The sequence below is a fragment of the Microbacterium sp. A84 genome, assembly GCF_051842815.1.
GTDB lineage: Bacteria > Actinomycetota > Actinomycetes > Actinomycetales > Microbacteriaceae > Microbacterium.
Genome location: NZ_JBPXMS010000001.1, coordinates 79,790 through 96,166, shown reverse-complemented (window position 1 = coordinate 96,166; position 16,377 = coordinate 79,790). Strand labels below are relative to the sequence as shown.

Below are 16,377 nucleotides of genomic sequence, written 5' to 3'. Positions count from 1 at the left end.
GCGCGTCAACATCATCCTTTTGCTACCCTCAATACTCAATGACTTCGAAGGACGACCTTCGGCAATTGCATCACGAGGGGACGGCCCCACCAAGGAGCCCGTGATGTCCCCCACAGATCTGAAACACCTGGTCGGAGCATCCGACATCGTCCGTATCGCGCTCGGCTGGGGCGCGTTCGGTGCGCTGCTGCTCGTCCGCCCGCTGCTCGGAGCACCGGTCCCGGCGCCGCTGCTGATCATCGTGCTCGTCGTGATCATCGCCGTGATCCTGGTCTGCGCATTCGGCGTCGTGAAGCAGGCAGAAGCACTCGCCCATCGACTCGGCGATCCGTACGGTTCGCTGGTGCTCACCCTCTCGATCGTGCTCATCGAGGTGATCCTCATCTCGGCGGTCATGCTCGGCCCCGGCGAGCATGCCACGATCGCCCGCGACTCCGTCATGGCGGTGACGATGATCATCCTGAACCTCGTCGTCGGGCTCGCCCTGCTCGTCGGCGGCATCCGTCACCGAGGTTTGGCTCACAACAGAACCGGCACCTCGGCGTATCTCGCGATGCTCGTCGTACTTGTAGCGCTCGCGTTCGCCCTGCCTGCTCTCATCGGTGAGAACGGCTCGTACACACCGGCACAGCAACTCCCGATCATCGTTCTCACTCTCGCGCTCTACGCGTTCTTCCTGTTCCGACAGATGGGATCGCAGGCAGGCGACTTCGTTGAGGTCGACGAACGGATCACACCTCGACCGCAGCATCCTGTGACAACGGCACCAGAAGCGCACGGCATCCGGCAGGTGATCCGCGCGCACCGCATCGAGGTGATCGTCCGACTCACCCTGCTCGTGATCACCGTCATCCCGATCGTGCTGTTGTCGCACGATATGGCAGCCCTCCTGGATGACGGGCTCGGCCGCATCGGTGCGCCGGCTGCACTCGCCGGCGTCCTCATCGCCGCCATCGTGTTCCTCCCCGAATCCATCACCGCCGTGCGGGCAGCGCTGGGTGGCGAGGCCCAACGGGTGAACAACCTCTGCCACGGCGCCCTCGTCTCGACCGTCGGACTCACCATCCCGGCGGTTCTCATCATCGGCATGTTCACGGACCAGACCGTAATCTTGGCCGAGTCTCCCGCGAACCTCCTCATGCTCGGCGCGACGCTGCTGCTGTCCGTGACCACGTTCGCCGCGAAGAGAGTGACCGCGGTGCATGGCGCGACTCACCTCGCCCTCTTTGCCGTCTACGCAATCGTGCTGTTTAGCTGATTTTCACCGTTGGTCGGGTCTTCCCTGAGAGCTTGCTATGGTGGAAAGGATGCTCGTGTCCGCATGAGCAGGGAGCGCTTGCGCGCTCTCACGCGAAACGTGCGCCCGACTGCGCGCGGACGCAACCGATCTACTTCCCTCGAGGATGCACCGTAGTTTGGCGCGCCCCGAAAACACTCGAACTGAAAGGAGTCGCACCCCGGGTCTCTCGTCTGTGTGCTGCCATGCACCTCAGTGATCCAGGTTCGTTCACCGTCATGCTGACAGCACCAATGCCTCAAATGTCCATCACTCTCACCGCTTACTTCTCTCCCACTTAGCGCGCACTTTCTCTTTTCGACCAGCGGCTTCTGCCGCATCAAAGACGAGAAAGTGAGAACACCCGGTGGGAGACCTCCAAATATTGTCAGGACCGATCGTTGTCCTGCTCATTCTGCTGTTCTTCGGCGGCAGCCTGTACATGTCCATCCGCATCTCCCGAAAGAAGGAGAACGCCGATGGATATATGACCGCCGGCGGAAAGCTCGGATTCGGCATCTCTGCCGCATCCATGACCGCAACGTGGATCTGGGCATCCTCGATGTACGCTTCAGCGACATCCGGATACACCTACGGCATCTCCGGCCCCATCCACTACGGGCTCTGGGGTGCGTTGATGATTCTGCTCATCTACCCCTTCGGCCGTCGCATTCGCAAGGTGGCGCCAAAGGCGCACACCATCGCCGAGGTCATGTTCGCCCGGCACGGACGCTCCAGCCAGCTCATGCTCGCGGGCTCCAACGTGCTCGGCAGCATCATCAGCCTCACCTCCAACCTGATCGCCGGTGGCGCGCTCATCTCGATGCTGTCGCCGTTCACCTTCACGCAGGGCATCGTCGCGATCGCGATCGGTGTACTGGCATACACGCTGTGGTCCGGGTTCCGCGCGTCGGTACTCACCGACTTCGGACAGGTGCTGGCAATCCTGGGCGCTGTGGCGATCATCGTCCCGGTGATCTTCTTCGCCGCCGGCGGCCCTGACCTGTTCGTCACTGGGGCAAAGAATCTGACTCCGCAGCAGGGAGACTTCTTCTCGTCCGACGCGTTCTTCAACCAGGGCGCGCCGTATATCGCTGCCGTGCTGGCCTACGCGATCGGCAACCAGACCATCGCACAGCGGCTGTTCGCCGTGCGAGAAGACCTGATCAAGAAGACGTTCATCACCGCGACGTTCGGCTACGGCGCATCCATCATCGGCATCGGCATGCTGGGCGTCCTCGCCCTGTACGCAGGTATTGAGCCCATGAATGGAGACGTGAACAACCTGATCCCGCAGATGGCGGCGACCTACCTCCCGCCCGTCCTGGTCTGTGTGTTCTTCGTGATGATCATCGGCTCGCTGTCGTCAACGGCGGATGCCGATATGACGGCGCTCTCGTCAATCGCGATGGCAGACATCTACGGTCAGAACATCGCCGGCAAGAAGAATGCCAACCCGAAGACGATGCTGCTCGTGGGACGCCTGACCATGGTCGGCGCCACCGTGGCTGCGCTCTGCTTCGCGACGATGCAGTTCAACATCCTCGATCTGCTGGTGTTCGTCGGGGCGATGTGGGGAGCCCTCGTGTTCCCGGTGATCGCGAGCTTCTACTGGAACCGCGTCACCAACGTCGCGTTCAGCGTGGCAGTGGTCGCGGCACTCGCGGTGTTCCTGCCTGTGCGCTTCGAGTGGATCGACCTTTCCGGAGGCTTGGGCATCGCCAGCGACGTCCTCGCTGTGATCGGTGTGGGCGTGGTACTGGCGCTGATGTCGTTCGGGTTCTTCGGACTCCGAGTGGCGATGGTGGTCGGCATCGTCTCCACCGTGGCGGTGGCTCCGTTCGGAATCGGATTCCTGCACACCTACCCAGTGCTGTCGGGCTCGCTGGTGGCTTACGCCGTCAGCACCTTGGTCTGTGTCGCGCTGACGATGATGAACAAGACGAAGAGATTCGACTTCGCACTCATCGCGAAGCGCACGGGCGACTTCGACACCGCGGAGACCGCGATCATCGCCGAAGCCGAGAATGTCGTGAACGACGCGGATGCCGCCGAAAGCGGCGCACTCACAGGAAAGGACGCATGATGGAGACCATCCTTCTCACCGCCTACGTGCTCGTGTGGCCGGTGGTCGTCATCGGTGTACTTACCGTGATCATCCGGGCATTCACGAAGGACGCCCGCGAAGCGAAGCGTGAGGGTCGTCAGATTATCTGACTCCCCTCAGAGATCGGAGAGTGCGATGATGAACGACATGCTCGTCAATCTCCCTGCACTGCAGGAACAGCTGCTGTCGAAGGCGCGTGCCTCTCATGCGCGCCGCGCCGCGGAGACCGTATATGGCGGCCGTGAGGCGATTCTGCGGCAGACCGCCATGGCTCTCCTCGCCGATCAAGAACTACCCGAGCATGACAGTCCTCCCGAGGCGACGCTGCAGGTGCTGACTGGGCACCTGCAGCTTCGCGGTCAGGATCGGCACTGGGATCTGAGCGCCGGTGACATCATCCCGATTCCGCCCGAACGGCACAGCGTCAGCGCGCGGGACGACAGCGTCTTCCTGCTCACGGTGCGCCGCTCGACAGAATAAAGACGTCGCTCAGATTACTCAACGATCGCGCAGCTGATCGGTGATCTCCGCGTCCATCGTGCGGATCGTCGCGGTATCGACATCCGCCAGCGCAGCCTCGAATCGCGCCTGGCGACGCTTGAGCCAGATACCCAACACGATCAGCACCACCATTGCCGAGTAGATCACGATCGACACCGGACTCTGCACGAGATACACCGGATCGCCCTGGCTGATCGCCATGGCCTTGCGCAGCTGTTCCTCTGCCATCGGACCGAGAATCGCCCCGACCACCATCGGCGACACGGGGTACCCGTGCCGACGCATGAAGAAGCCGATCACCCCGAGCAACAGCAGCACGCCGATGTCGAACACTGTGAAGTTCGCCGCGTATGCGCCGAGACCAGCGAAAACGAGGATACCCGCATAGAGGTATGGGCGCGGGATCTGCAGAACCTTGGCCCACATTCCCACGAGCGGCAGGTTGAGGATGAGCAGCACGACGTTGCCGATGTAGAGGCTCGCGATGAGTGCCCACACCAGCGCCGGCTGGCTGTCGAAAAGCAGTGGCCCGGGACGGATCCCGTACGTCTGAAAAGCCGAGAGGATGATCGCCGCGGTAGCCGTCGTGGGCAGCCCGAGCGTCAGCAACGGCACCAGCACTCCCGCCGCTGCGGCGTTGTTCGCCGCTTCAGGCCCGGCCACGCCTTCGATCGCACCCTTGCCGAACTGCTGGCGGTAGGGATCCTTGGCGAGCCGCTTCTCGGCCGCATATGACAGGAAGGTCGCGACATCCGCACCGCCTGCAGGGATCGACCCGATCGGGAACCCGATCGCGGTGCCGCGCAACCATGGCTTCCAGGAGCGTTTCCAATCGCTCTTCTTCATCCAAGAGCGCCAGCTCCCGGAGATCGGGATCATGGGCAGGGCTCCGCTGCGCAAGCGCGAGCCCACGTACAGCGCCTCACCTACCGCGAAGAGCCCTACCGCAACGATCACGACGTCGATGCCGTCACCGAGGTTCGGAACTCCGAAGGTGAACCGTGCCTGGCCGGTGAGGGTGTCTGTACCGACCAGCCCCAGGAACAGTCCGATCGACAGCGAGACGATGCCGCGAATCGGGCTCGCGCCGAGCAACGCTCCCACGGTCAGGAACGCGACGATCATCAGCGCGAAGTAGTCTGCGGGGCCGAGAGTGACTGCAAAGTCGGCGATGATCGGGGCGAACAGCGTGAGCAGTACTGTGGCGATGGTGCCGGCGATGAACGAGCCGATCGCCGCAGTCGCCAGTGCTGCTGTGGCCCGTCCCATCCGCGCCATCTTGTTACCTTCGAGCGCCGTGACGATCGAAGCCGACTCCCCTGGCGTGTTCAGCAGGATCGAGGTGGTCGAGCCACCGTACATCCCGCCGTAGTAGATGCCCGCAAACATGATGATCGCGCTGGTGACGTCGAGTGTGTAGGTCAGCGGCAGCAGCAGCGCCACCGTCATCGCAGGACCGATGCCGGGCAGAACGCCGACAGCAGTACCGAGAAGCACTCCGACGAAGGCGAACAGCAGGTACTGCGGTTGCAGCGCCGTCGCGAATCCGTCCATGAGCAGTTGCAGGCTATCCACCGAACACCTCCGGCAGGATCGTGCCGAACGGCGGCAGTGAGAGCCCGAGGAGCGTACCGAACAGCAACTGTGTCAGAACGCCCAGCCCCGCGCCGAGCAGCAACGCTCGCCACCAGCTGCCCGCACCCAGCGCGAGCGAAGCACCAGTGAACAGCACGGCGACGGCGACAGGCCACCCCGCGAGCGGGATGACCACTATGAGTGAGATGAATGAAAGCGCCAGCAGGATCACGGTCTTCCATGACGTGCGCGCCTCGGTGTCGACATCTTCGCCCTCGTCCGGTGCACCGACGTCACCTCGCAGCACGGCGATGATTGCCCCCGCGGATGCCACCAACATCAGCGCGGTCACGGCATACGGCACGACGCGGGCGCCGAGGACATTCGACGACCCGATCGGCTCGCGGATGAAACCCGTCATCACCAGCGCTACAACTGCAAACGCCAGGATCACACCGACGAAGAAAAGTTCCCCGAGCTTCCGCGAGCGCGGGGCGCCGGCAACAGCCGACGCCCCCGTGGTGATCTGATCTGTCATTCGATGAGCCCGATCGTCTTCAGCGTCTCCTGGGTCGTGGAGATATCGCCTTCGAGAAAGCTGGAAAATTCGTCGCCGATGAGGAACGCGTCCGTCCATCCGTTCGTCTCCAGGATTCCCGTCCACACATCACTGTCGTGCGCCGAAGTCACCAGGGACTCAAGGGCAGCCTTCTCATCAGCCGAGATATCACCGGGGGCGAGGAGTCCACGCCAGTTGGTGACCACGATGTCAATGCCCTCGTCGGTCAGCGTCGGCACTTCGGGCAGCAGCAGTGCGGGCTCCCCCGACGACACTGCGAGTGCCTTGAGCTCGCCGGCCTCCACCTGCTGCGCGAACTCCCCCACACCGGAGATTCCGGCCTGTACCTGACCGCCGAGAAGCAGCGTCAGCGCCTCTCCACCGCCGGAGTTCGCGATGTAGTTCAGGGTGTTCGGGACGTCAGCGGCATCCACGCCGGCATCGGTGAGTATGAGCGCTGCGAGGATGTGGTCGATCCCGCCCGCCGAGCCACCGGTCACAGCCATGGCTGCGCCTTCTTCCACCCAGGCTTCCACGAAGTCCTCGACAGTGTCGTAGGGACTGTCCTTCGGTACGACGATCACGAGCGGTTCTTCCGTGAGTTTCGCAATCGGCGTCATCGCCTCAACGCGCACATCTGACGCGTTCGTCTCGACCGCGCCGAGCATGACACTGCCAGTGATCATGAGCGTGTTCGGATTGTTCTCGGTGGCGAGGGATGCGAGGCCCACGGTGCCGCCGGCGCCGCCAATGTTCGTCACGGGTGCCGAAGAGACGAGCGACTCCTCGTTGAGCGCCTGCGCGAATGCGCGTGCGGTCTGATCCCATCCACCACCCGGATCAGCCGGTGCGATGACCGCGACGCTGTCAATACTCGCCGCGCCACCGTCGTCCTTCTCGCCTCCGCCTGTCGATGGCGTGCCGGCGCAGGCCGCGAGGCTCAACGCCGCAATGCCGATGATTGCGCCGAGCACCGGTCGGGTGCGGATACGGGTGTGCTGTGTCATGAACTCCTCCTCGAGTCCTTTCACCCGGCGTCCATGCCGGGAGCAAGTGCAGCGAGCCTAGGACGGGCACCGAAGCGGATGCGTGTTGTGTTCAGCACGAGGAGTTCTGGTCATTTTGTACCCGGGGCCACACGGCTATCACCGCTTAGCATTGGAGAGTGATGAAGGCGATGACGCTGCGCACGCAGCTCGTACTGCTGCAGGTCGTCATCGTGCTCGTGCTCGTGCTCACCGTCGGCCTCGCGGCGATGCTGATGCAGGAGCGCCAGATCCGCGAAGCGTCCCAGGAGCGCATGATCGCCGTGGCGCAGTCAGTCGCGCAGCTTCCGACGATCGTCGACTCGTACGACGATGACGATCCCGCTGCAGTCATCCAACCGATCGCAGAGCTCATCCGCGATTCGTCCAACGTGGCATACGTCGTGGTGACGGATGACGAAGGCATCCGCTTCTCGCATCCGAATGCGGATCGGATCGGCGAGCCGGTTTCCACTGACCCGAGTGTGGCGCTCTCCGGCGACATGTACGTCGGCACCCAGACCGGCACGCTCGGTGAGTCCTGGCGAGTGAAGGTGCCGGTATTCTCTGACGGCACCGTCATCGGACAGGTTTCGGTCGGCATTCTCGAGTCAGACCTGCGCGCGGACTTCATGGGTGATATCACCGGTTTCCTGCTCGCCTTGGGTGCCGCCACGGTGATCGGCGTGGTCGCGGCGACCGGCGTCGCACGAATAGTCCGTCGACGAATCTACGGGCTGGAGCCCGACGAAATCCGTGGATTGCTCGAGACACGTGAGGCCACGTTGCATGGCATTCGAGAAGGCATGCTCGCGCTCGATGAAGAAGGTCGAGTTTCGCTGTGCAATGACTCCGCCGCGCGGCTGCTCGGGCTGTCTTCTCCCGTCGAGGCGATTGGCCGATCTGCCGCCGAGCTTGTGGACGATCTGACGACTTTGATCGCCGAGGCCGACGGCGCAAATCAACGTCTCTTATTATCCGGGGAGCGGGTTCTCGTGGCCAGGGCCGCACCGGTGTGGGTACAGGATCGGCGCGTCGGCACTGTCGTGACCTTGATGGATCGCACCGAGCTCGATCACGCGCTGCGCGACCTCGCGGGTGCGCAGAGTCTCGCCGAAGGCCTGCGCGCCCAGCATCATGAGTTCTCCAACACTCTGCACACCATCGGCGGTCTGATCGAGCTCGGCGAGATCGACGCCGCGAGACGGGTGATCGACCGTGCGGGAGACGGTGGTGCGCTCAGCCGTCTGGATGCACCCGACGGCGTGCAGGACATCGAGCTGGCCGCTGTCCTGCTCGCCAAACGCGCACGCGCGCGCGAGCTCGGCGTGCTCCTCACCATCTCGGATGACTGTCGGCTTCCTGCCGGCCCAGGCGACGGTGACCTCGGCACCGTGGTGGGCAACCTTCTGGACAACGCACTCGATGCCGCAGGTCACGGCGGCAACGTCGCCATCTCGATCGCGCAGGACGACGAATCGAACCTTCAGATCAGCGTCGAAGACGACGGTCCCGGCGTGCCGATCGATCGTCGTGGGGACGTCTTCCGTCTCGGCTATTCGACGAAGAGCGATGATCGACAGCGCGGGTACGGATTGACACTCGTCGCTCGAATCGTCGAGCGACGACACGGCTCGGTGGAGCTGTCTCCCTCAGACAGCGGCGGCGCGCGATTCACCGTGCGCATACCCGCCATTCACCTCGTGGAGACGGCGACATGAGGAGGCTGCGCACCCTCATCGTGGAAGACGACTTCGCCGTGGCACACGTCACACGGGGTTTCGTGGAACGGCATCCGCACTACGAAGTAGTCGAAGTCGCCCCAACGGGTGCGGATGCGCTCCGTGCGCTCAAAGAGCTGGATCCCGACGTGATGCTCCTGGATGTGTATCTTCCGGACATGTCGGGCATCAACGTGCTCAGACGAGCCCGTGCGGCAGGCGCGCACGTGGAGGTGATCGCCGTCACCGCCGCAAGGGATCTGGAGACGGTACGACGCGCCCGCGCCCACGGTGTGCACCATTACGTGGTCAAGCCCTTCCCCATGCGGACCCTCCATGAGCGGCTGGACGACGTGTGGCGGGTGCTCGCACGCGATGCCGAATTCACCGACAATGGGGAGCTCGATCAGGCCACTGTAGACGCTCTGATGCGGCGCGACGCGATCGCAATGGCCGGCAGGCGCAAGGGTGTGTCCCCTGTCACCCTCCAGCGCGTCGCCGAGACGATGGAGCAGGTGCAGGAGCCGCTTTCAGCCAGCGGACTCGCCGACGCACTCGGGATGTCACGGGTCAGCGCCCGTCGATATCTGGAGCGACTCGTCGAATCAGGACTCGCCGCGCGGTCACCCACCTACGGTGGGGTCGGGCGACCAGAACTGCGCTATCAATTGCGCAGGTGATCTCGGATCGGCGATAAGTTGCTGTCAGACGCCCGGTCGCACCGAAAGATCTGTGATCTGCGCATCACGCGGCAGATCAAGAGCGGTCAGAATCGTTGTCGCGACTGATTCCGGATCGATGAAACGCTCCGCGTGATATTCGTTGCCCTCTTGATGGTGCACACGCTCCTGCATCGGTGTCGCCGTGCGCCCGGGAAAGATCGAACTGACCCGCACTCCGTGTTCGGCTTCCTCGTCACGCAGCGCGTCGGCCAGAGCCTTGAGCCCGTGCTTGGATGCCGCGTACGCCGACCACTCTGCATGCGCGCGAAGGCCTGCGCCCGAGTTCACGAACACCACCTGCCCACGGGACACCCGCAGTACCGGCAGCAGCTGGCGGGTGAGTTCGGCCGGCCCGATCAGGTTGACTGCCAGCTGCTGTTCCCAGAGAGCCGGAGACAGATCTGCGACGCGACCGAGGTCGACGACTCCTGCGACATGCACAAGCGAGTCGATGCGGCCGGGAAGATGCTGCTTCGACAGCGCCCACGAGAGCCGCCCAGGCTGGCTCAGATCCCCGACGAGCGTTGATGCACCGGGGAACTGCACCGCGATCTCTCGCGCCCGTCCAGCATCCCGTGCCATCAGCACCAGCTCATCGCCACGGTCATGCAGGCGGCGAGCAAGCGCTGCGCCGATGCCTGAGCCGGCACCGGTGATCAGGTGCACTGCCATGTCAGGGACGTTCTGCTGCGGATGCAGTTTCGGTGAGCTCGAACGGCACGACTGGGCAGTCCTTCCAGAGCCGTTCCAGGCCGTAGTACTCGCGTTCTTCCGAATGGAAGACGTGGACGATCAGGTCGCCGAAGTCGAGCAGCACCCAACGTGCTTCCGCTCGCCCCTCACGGCGCACACGCTTGTGGCCCGACTCGATGAGCTTGTCTTCAATTTCATCGGCGATCGCGGCGACGTTGCGCTCGCTGTTTCCGGTGACGAGGAGGAAGATATCGACGAGTGGAAGAGGCTCGGACACGTTAAGCGCGACAAGATCCTCTCCACCCTTGGATGCGGCGGCGTCTACTGCGAGCTGCAGCATTTCTTCGGCTGTTTCAGGTGACTGCATCAGAACACATTCATGGTGAAGGCGATGACCAGGGCCGCCGCCAGGACGAGTGCCAGACCACCGGCGGTAATCGCCAGGATCAGCATGAGCTTGTTGCCCTTATCGGGCGCCGGCGGGCGAATTACCTCACCGGCAGGTTTGATCGTACTGACCGCAGCGCTGGCTGCGATCGGGGTGGGCGAGGATGCCGGCGGCAACTCACCATCAATGAGGACGGCATCAGCTTCCTTACCGTCCGCAGTGCCGTGCGCGTGGCCTTGCGAGCCAATTCCCTGGGGCAGCTCGTAGCTGCCGGTGACCAGCACCTCACCAGTGGATGCGACGGGTCCGGACAGCGAGCCTTCGCCCGCCGTCGGAGTAAAGATCAGTGTGTTCGGTGCGAGGTTCTGCGAGCCACCCGAGCCCGAGGTGATCAGCTCGTCGAACGACGGCGTGAACGCAGGTACATCGGACTGCTCACTGAGCAGGTCCTGACCGAACTTCGGGCTGACGACGGGACGCTCTCCCGTGATCACCGGCTCATCGTCTAGAACCTCAGCAGCTGGAACCTCAGCGTCAGAAATTTCTTCGTCTGAAACCTCATCGACGGAAATTTCATCGACGGTGTCTTCTGCTTCGGCGTCGTCGGCTTCGGCGGCGTCTTCTACTTCCGGCTCCTCCGGAACAATCACCGACACGGATGCGGTACGGATCTGCTCCTGCTGACGCACCCGACGACGAGTCAACGGCGCGTCTCCGGAGTCGAGCACAACTTCGGCTTCAGCTTCAACCTGCGGCACGGGCGCAACATGGGCGGGCTCGGGCGGGCTCGGCAGCGCAGCTGCGGAGGCAGCCTGTGCCGCAGCTGCTTCATCTTCGGTGATCACCGGCGTGGTGCCGGTGAGACGTATCTCCCGCAGCTGCTTGCGGGTCAGCGGCAGATTCCCCTGCTGATCCGATGTAGTCATGCCTTGCTCCGATACAGATGATGCTTCGCTATGTACTGGACGACCCCGTCAGGGACGAGGTACCAGACGGGCTGGTCGTCGCCCACACGCTCACGGCATACTGTCGAGGAGATCGACAGCGCCGGAACCTCAAGTTGGCTGACCTTTTCGCTCGGGAGGCCATCTGTGCTCAGAACGTGTCCTGGACGCGAGACTGCGACGAAGTGTGCCAACTCCCACAACTCATCATGGTCCCTCCAACTGAGAATTTGCGCTACGGCATCGGCGCCGCTGATGAAGAAGAGCTCAGCATCGGGACGATCGCGCTTCAGATCGCGCAGTGTGTCGATCGTGTAGGTCGGCCCTTCGCGCGCGATATCCACGCGACTCACGGTGAACTGAGGGTTGGAAGCCGTCGCGATCACCGTCATCAGATAGCGATGCTCACTCGGCGTGACGTGAGATTTCTGCCACGGGTGACCCGTCGGAACGAAGACGACCTCGTCAAGGTCGAAGGAGTGCGCGACTTCGCTCGCCGCGACCAGGTGCCCGTGGTGGATCGGGTCGAACGTCCCGCCCATCACTCCGATGCGGGGGGCACGCGTGGTCGTTGTCTCCATGCGCCCTAGTGGCCGTGCCCTGCCCCGTGACCGTCCTTGCCGTGCTGCTCAGCCCAGGCGTCTGCCTTTGCCGAGTGACGGTTCGCCACGTTGCGATAAGAGAAGGCGACGAGGCCGAGTAACGCGAAGATGCCTGCAGCGATAAGGCCGAACATGAAGGTTTCCGCCTGCACGTTGCCGTGGTGCTCAGTTTCGGCCGCGGCCATCGCAATCTGTGCGACGAGGTTCATCGTGACTCCATTCGTGACCGTGTGCGAGAAGACGCTCACCCATCCTATCGCTCAGCCGCGAGTCTGACCTGACCCACGCGCCAGCCACTTCGTGCTGGTCAGCTCGGAAAGGCCCATCGGTCCGCGAGCATGCAACTTCTGCGTCGAAATTCCGACTTCGGCGCCGAAGCCGAACTCGCTGCCATCGGTGAAGCGAGTCGATGCATTCACCATCACCACGGCGGAGTCCACCTCGGCGAGGAATCGCTCCGCATTTCGCGAATCAGTCGTGACGATCGACTCCGTGTGCCCCGTGCTGTACTGCCGGATGTGGGCAAGAGCGTCATCCAATGAGTCAACAACCTTCATCGCGATCTCGAGGCCGAGGTACTCCGTCGCCCAGTCTTCATCGGTTGCCGCAATCACATCGCTCGTGAGCTGCGCGACGGTGTCATCGCCGTGAATCGTCACGCCCTCGCTCTGCAGCGCGCTGGCAACCAGCGGAACCAGGCGCGACGCGGCCTGACGAAGCACCAGCACCGTCTCGACAGCGTTGCAGACGCTCGGCCGCTGCACCTTGGCGTTCACCACGATGTCGCGCGACCAGTCGTCCGGTGCGGTCTCGTCGAGAACGATGTGTACGTTGCCTGCGCCAGTCTCGATCACGGGAACCGTTGACTCGGTGACAACCGTTTCGATCAGTGCTGCACTGCCACGCGGTACGAGCACATCGACGAAGCCGCGTCCCTGCATGAGCGCCTTCGCGCCGTCGCGGCCGAAGTCATCGACGGTCTGAATCGCTTCGGCTGTGAGTCCGACCTCTTCGAGCGCATCGCGCATGACCTGAACGAGCACGGTGTTCGAGTCGCGAGCAGCGCTGCCACCGCGCAGCACACTGGCGTTGCCTGAGCGAAGTGCGAGAGCCGCGATGTCGACGGTCACGTTGGGACGCGCCTCGTAGATCGCGCCGACCACGCCAAATGGCACGCGAACCTGTTCCAGCGCGACGCCATTAGGCATGCGATGACCACCGACGACCTGTCCGACGGGGTCTGCCAGCGCTGCCACTTCACGCACGGCGGAGGAGAGCGCAGCAACGCGCTTCTCGTCTAGGCGAAGCCGGTCGATCAGAGACTCGGCAGTTCCGCTCTCCCGCGCGCGGGCAATGTCCCGGCCATTCGCCTCGATGATGGCCAGCGAGTGCGCGTCGATTGCCTGCGCGATCGCTTCCAGCGCACGTGCCTTCTCGTCGCTGGTCAGACGCGCGGTCGCACGTGAGGCTTCTTTGGCGCGCGCAAGGCGCGCCTGCGGGGTCTCAGCAGTCATTCGGTCAGTGTACCGAGGAGCGATGCTGCGCGAGCCCTCTGTGACGGTTCAGAATGCGCCGACGGATGCCTCGACGGCGGGTTCGATGGCTGGTTCGAACCAGGTGCCGATATCCACGCCCTTCAAAGCGCTGTCGACCAGGTCTGCGCTGGTGACCAGCACACCGATTCCGGATGCCGCGGCAAGCCGAGCGGCAGACGCCTTTGTGGCTGCTCCCCCTGTGCCGACGCTGTTCACCACAGTGGCGCCGAACTCGAGACCGGAGAGGTCAGCATCAGCGGCGATCACATCGATCGGCTCAGCACCGGGTTCGGTCGGCGGCTTCGTGTAAAGCGCCTCGACGTCGCTCAGCAAAATAAGTGCGTCCGCCTGAATCAACTGCGCAACGAGGGCCGCGAGTCGATCATTGTCGCCGAAGCGGATCTCCTGCGTCGCCACCGTATCGTTCTCATTGACGATCGGGATGACGCGCAGTCCGAGAAGGCGATCCATCGCACGACGGGCGTTGCTGCGCGAGGTTGCGTTCTCCAGATCGCCCGTAGTCAGCAGCACCTGGCCGGCGACGATGTGGAAGGGTCGCAGCGCTTCCAGATACCGGTAGACGAGGACGTTCTGTCCCACTGCCGCCGCCGCCTGCTGAGTGGCGAGGTCGGTGGGTTGAGCATCCAGATCAAGGAATGGAATTCCGGTCGCGATCGCGCCGGACGACACCAGCACGATCTCGCAACCGCGCCCATGTGCGGCGGCCAGAGCATGCACGATCATCGGGATGCGCCACGAGGACTCACCACTGATCGACGAGGACCCGACCTTCACGACGATGCGCGCTGCGTGTGCAAGTTCCGCGCGCGTGCGTGCGGTCAAGCGTCTTCTCCGTCGATCTCCTCCGTGGGCGTAACGCGACGCTTGTTGTCTTCTTCGGCGCGGAACGCTGCCCTGGCATCCATCCGCTCGTAGTACTTCTCGCGACGCTCGGTCGTCGTACGACGCGGCATCGGGGCGAGACGCGGATCAGTGCCTCGGGGTGCAGTCATCAGCTCTGCAGCCGAACGCATCGTCGGCTCCCAGTCGAAGATCCATCCATCGCCCTCGCCGATGACGACGGTTGCGCCGGGGGCCGCGCCGACTCGGAACAGCTCGTCCTCAATGCCAAGGCGTTCGAGACGGTCAGCGAGATAGCCGACAGCCTCTTCGTTCTGGAAGTCGGTCTGCTGCACCCAGCGCACCGGCTTGGCGCCGAGAATGCGGTAGTAGGTGCCGTAGGAGCCACCCTCGACACGGATCGTGAAGGCTTTCTCCGAGCCGCGCGGTCGGATGACGACGCGTTCGACAGGAGCTTCGACCGTTGCCTCAGCGCGGTGCTTTTCGACAATGTCGCCGAGCGCGAAAGTGAGCTGGCGAAGGCCCTCGTGCGAAACGGTTGAGATGTCGAAGACACGGAATCCACGCGCTTCGAGCTCCGGGCGAACGAGATCAGCAAGATCGCGAGCCTCTGGCACATCGATCTTGTTCAATGCGATGAGCTGCGGACGCTCCAGCAGCGGAATCTGTCCCTCAGGCACCTCGTAGGCGGCAAGCTCAGCCAGAATGATGTCGAGGTCAGAGATCGGGTCTCGACCGGGGTCGAGCGTCGCACAGTCCAGGACGTGTAGCAGCGCCGAGCAGCGCTCAACGTGGCGGAGGAACTCAAGACCAAGGCCTCGGCCCTCACTTGCGCCCTCGATGAGACCGGGCACGTCGGCGACCGTGTAGCGCGAGTCTCCGGCCTGAACGACGCCCAGGTTCGGGTGCAACGTGGTGAACGGGTAGTCGGCGATCTTCGGGCGTGCCGCAGACACTGCCGCGATCAGACTCGATTTACCCGCAGATGGGTAACCGACCAGCGCCACATCGGCCACGGTTTTGAGTTCGAGGGTGACCACGCCTTCAAAGCCGTCGGTGCCGAGAAGTGCGAATCCCGGAGCCTTGCGCTTGGTCGAGGCAAGAGCAGCATTGCCCAGGCCACCTCTGCCTCCTTCGGCAACGACAACGCGCTGCCCAGGTGTCACCATGTCGACGAGGGTTTCGCCCTCGTCGTTCTTCACGACTGTTCCGATCGGGACCAGAAGCTCGAGCTCTACTCCTGCGAAACCAGAACGCCAGTCCCCCATGCCGAACCCGCCGTTATCGGAGGAGCGGTGTGGCGAGTGGTGGTACGCCAGCAGCGTGCTGGTCTGAGGGTCGGCGACGAGAACGATATTCCCACCGTCACCGCCGTTGCCACCGTCAGGGCCGCCGAGCGGCTTGAATTTCTCACGGTGAACGGAGACACAACCGTTGCCGCCCTTACCGGCGCGCAGTTGCAGCGTCACCGTGTCGACAAACGTGACCATGTCTCCCTTTCAGTTCCTGTACGGGACAGGCGCTCAGCAACCGGCCAAGTGCGGATACGCGGACGGGGCGAGCCGAAGCCCGCCCCGAACCGGATGTTTATGTGCTGCGAGTGCTAAGCAGCAGCGACGACGATGTTGATGACCTTGCGGCCACCCTTCGCGCCGAACTCGACCGCGCCCGCTTCAAGAGCGAACAGCGTGTCGTCGCCACCACGGCCGACGTTGACGCCGGGGTGGAAGTGTGTGCCGCGCTGACGGACGATGATCTCGCCTGCGCTGACCTTCTGACCACCGAAACGCTTTACGCCAAGTCGCTGGGAGTTGGAGTCACGACCGTTACGGGTGGAGCTTGCGCCCTTTTTATGTGCCATGTCCTGG

18 protein-coding genes are annotated in these 16,377 nt (G+C 63.5%); 6 read left to right on the top strand and 12 right to left on the bottom strand.

The genetic code is table 11. The features are described 5' to 3' along the window. Nucleotides 1–103: 103 nt before the first annotated feature. The 4 genes from ACSU04_RS00500 (at nt 104) to ACSU04_RS00485 (ending at nt 3,863) form a co-directional block, all read left to right on the top strand. Complete coding sequence (locus ACSU04_RS00500; protein ID WP_439288095.1) at nt 104–1,258, top strand: calcium:proton antiporter; 1,155 nt, start codon at nt 104–106, stop codon at nt 1,256–1,258. Between the two features lie 460 nt (nt 1,259–1,718). Then, nucleotides 1,719–3,362, top strand: a complete 1,644-nt coding sequence (locus tag ACSU04_RS00495) for a sodium:solute symporter family protein (protein ID WP_439289391.1) — start codon at nt 1,719–1,721, stop codon at nt 3,360–3,362. Then, nucleotides 3,362–3,493, top strand: coding sequence for a putative transporter small subunit (locus tag ACSU04_RS00490; protein ID WP_439288094.1), 132 nt, complete (start codon nt 3,362–3,364; stop codon nt 3,491–3,493). The genes ACSU04_RS00495 and ACSU04_RS00490 overlap by 1 nt, the downstream gene beginning before the upstream one ends. Before the next feature lie 28 nt (nt 3,494–3,521). Further along, nucleotides 3,522–3,863: a cupin domain-containing protein gene (locus ACSU04_RS00485; protein ID WP_439288093.1), complete on the top strand. Its 342-nt coding sequence runs from the start codon at nt 3,522–3,524 to the stop codon at nt 3,861–3,863. Between the two features lie 18 nt (nt 3,864–3,881). Here ACSU04_RS00485 and ACSU04_RS00480 read toward each other — a convergent pair whose 3' ends face one another. From ACSU04_RS00480 to ACSU04_RS00470, 3 genes are read right to left on the bottom strand one after another with little or no spacing between them, the layout of a single operon-like run. Further along, nucleotides 3,882–5,459, bottom strand: coding sequence for a tripartite tricarboxylate transporter permease (locus ACSU04_RS00480; protein WP_439277930.1), 1,578 nt, complete (start codon nt 5,457–5,459; stop codon nt 3,882–3,884). Continuing rightward, a complete protein-coding gene (locus ACSU04_RS00475; RefSeq protein ID WP_439277929.1) occupies nt 5,452–5,997 on the bottom strand; it encodes a tripartite tricarboxylate transporter TctB family protein in 546 nt (181 codons plus the stop codon). The genes ACSU04_RS00480 and ACSU04_RS00475 overlap by 8 nt, the downstream gene beginning before the upstream one ends. Beyond that, nucleotides 5,994–7,025, bottom strand: a complete 1,032-nt coding sequence (locus tag ACSU04_RS00470; RefSeq protein ID WP_439277928.1) for a Bug family tripartite tricarboxylate transporter substrate binding protein — start codon at nt 7,023–7,025, stop codon at nt 5,994–5,996. Before ACSU04_RS00470 ends, ACSU04_RS00475 begins: the two co-directional genes overlap by 4 nt. Before the next feature lie 161 nt (nt 7,026–7,186). On the opposite strand from ACSU04_RS00470, the gene ACSU04_RS00465 reads away from it, so the two are divergent. Further along, on the top strand, nt 7,187–8,764 hold the full coding sequence (locus tag ACSU04_RS00465) for an ATP-binding protein (protein WP_439289390.1): 1,578 nt from the start codon (nt 7,187–7,189) through the stop codon (nt 8,762–8,764). Further along, nucleotides 8,761–9,444 (top strand): response regulator, encoded by a 684-nt coding sequence (locus ACSU04_RS00460; RefSeq protein WP_439277927.1) that lies wholly within the window; start codon nt 8,761–8,763, stop codon nt 9,442–9,444. The genes ACSU04_RS00465 and ACSU04_RS00460 overlap by 4 nt, the downstream gene beginning before the upstream one ends. A 24-nt stretch (nt 9,445–9,468) precedes the next feature. On the opposite strand, the gene ACSU04_RS00455 is transcribed toward ACSU04_RS00460, so the two are convergent. The 9 genes from ACSU04_RS00455 to rpmA all read right to left on the bottom strand — a co-directional run bounded on the left by ACSU04_RS00455 (nt 9,469) and on the right by rpmA (nt 16,370). After that, nucleotides 9,469–10,158, bottom strand: a complete 690-nt coding sequence (locus tag ACSU04_RS00455) for an SDR family oxidoreductase (protein WP_439288092.1) — start codon at nt 10,156–10,158, stop codon at nt 9,469–9,471. A 1-nt stretch (nt 10,159) separates the two neighbouring features. Next, complete coding sequence (rsfS, locus tag ACSU04_RS00450; RefSeq protein WP_439277925.1) at nt 10,160–10,546, bottom strand: ribosome silencing factor; 387 nt, start codon at nt 10,544–10,546, stop codon at nt 10,160–10,162. After that, complete coding sequence (locus ACSU04_RS00445; protein WP_439277924.1) at nt 10,546–11,493, bottom strand: hypothetical protein; 948 nt, start codon at nt 11,491–11,493, stop codon at nt 10,546–10,548. The genes rsfS and ACSU04_RS00445 overlap by 1 nt, the downstream gene beginning before the upstream one ends. After that, nucleotides 11,490–12,092: a nicotinate-nucleotide adenylyltransferase gene (nadD, locus tag ACSU04_RS00440; RefSeq protein ID WP_439277923.1), complete on the bottom strand. Its 603-nt coding sequence runs from the start codon at nt 12,090–12,092 to the stop codon at nt 11,490–11,492. The genes ACSU04_RS00445 and nadD overlap by 4 nt, the downstream gene beginning before the upstream one ends. 5 nt (nt 12,093–12,097) lie before the next feature. Beyond that, nucleotides 12,098–12,361, bottom strand: coding sequence for a hypothetical protein (locus ACSU04_RS00435; RefSeq protein WP_439288091.1), 264 nt, complete (start codon nt 12,359–12,361; stop codon nt 12,098–12,100). 12 nt (nt 12,362–12,373) lie between these two features. Continuing rightward, a complete protein-coding gene (locus ACSU04_RS00430) occupies nt 12,374–13,627 on the bottom strand; it encodes a glutamate-5-semialdehyde dehydrogenase (protein ID WP_439288090.1) in 1,254 nt (417 codons plus the stop codon). Between the two features lie 48 nt (nt 13,628–13,675). Further along, nucleotides 13,676–14,491 carry a glutamate 5-kinase gene (proB, locus tag ACSU04_RS00425; protein WP_439288089.1) on the bottom strand — a complete coding sequence of 272 codons (816 nt, stop codon included), beginning with the start codon at nt 14,489–14,491 and terminating at the stop codon, nt 13,676–13,678. Further along, a complete protein-coding gene (gene obgE / locus ACSU04_RS00420) occupies nt 14,488–15,999 on the bottom strand; it encodes a GTPase ObgE (protein ID WP_439277919.1) in 1,512 nt (503 codons plus the stop codon). Before obgE ends, proB begins: the two co-directional genes overlap by 4 nt. 113 nt (nt 16,000–16,112) lie before the next feature. Beyond that, on the bottom strand, nt 16,113–16,370 hold the full coding sequence (gene rpmA, locus ACSU04_RS00415) for a 50S ribosomal protein L27 (protein ID WP_439277918.1): 258 nt from the start codon (nt 16,368–16,370) through the stop codon (nt 16,113–16,115). Nucleotides 16,371–16,377 lie beyond the last annotated feature (7 nt).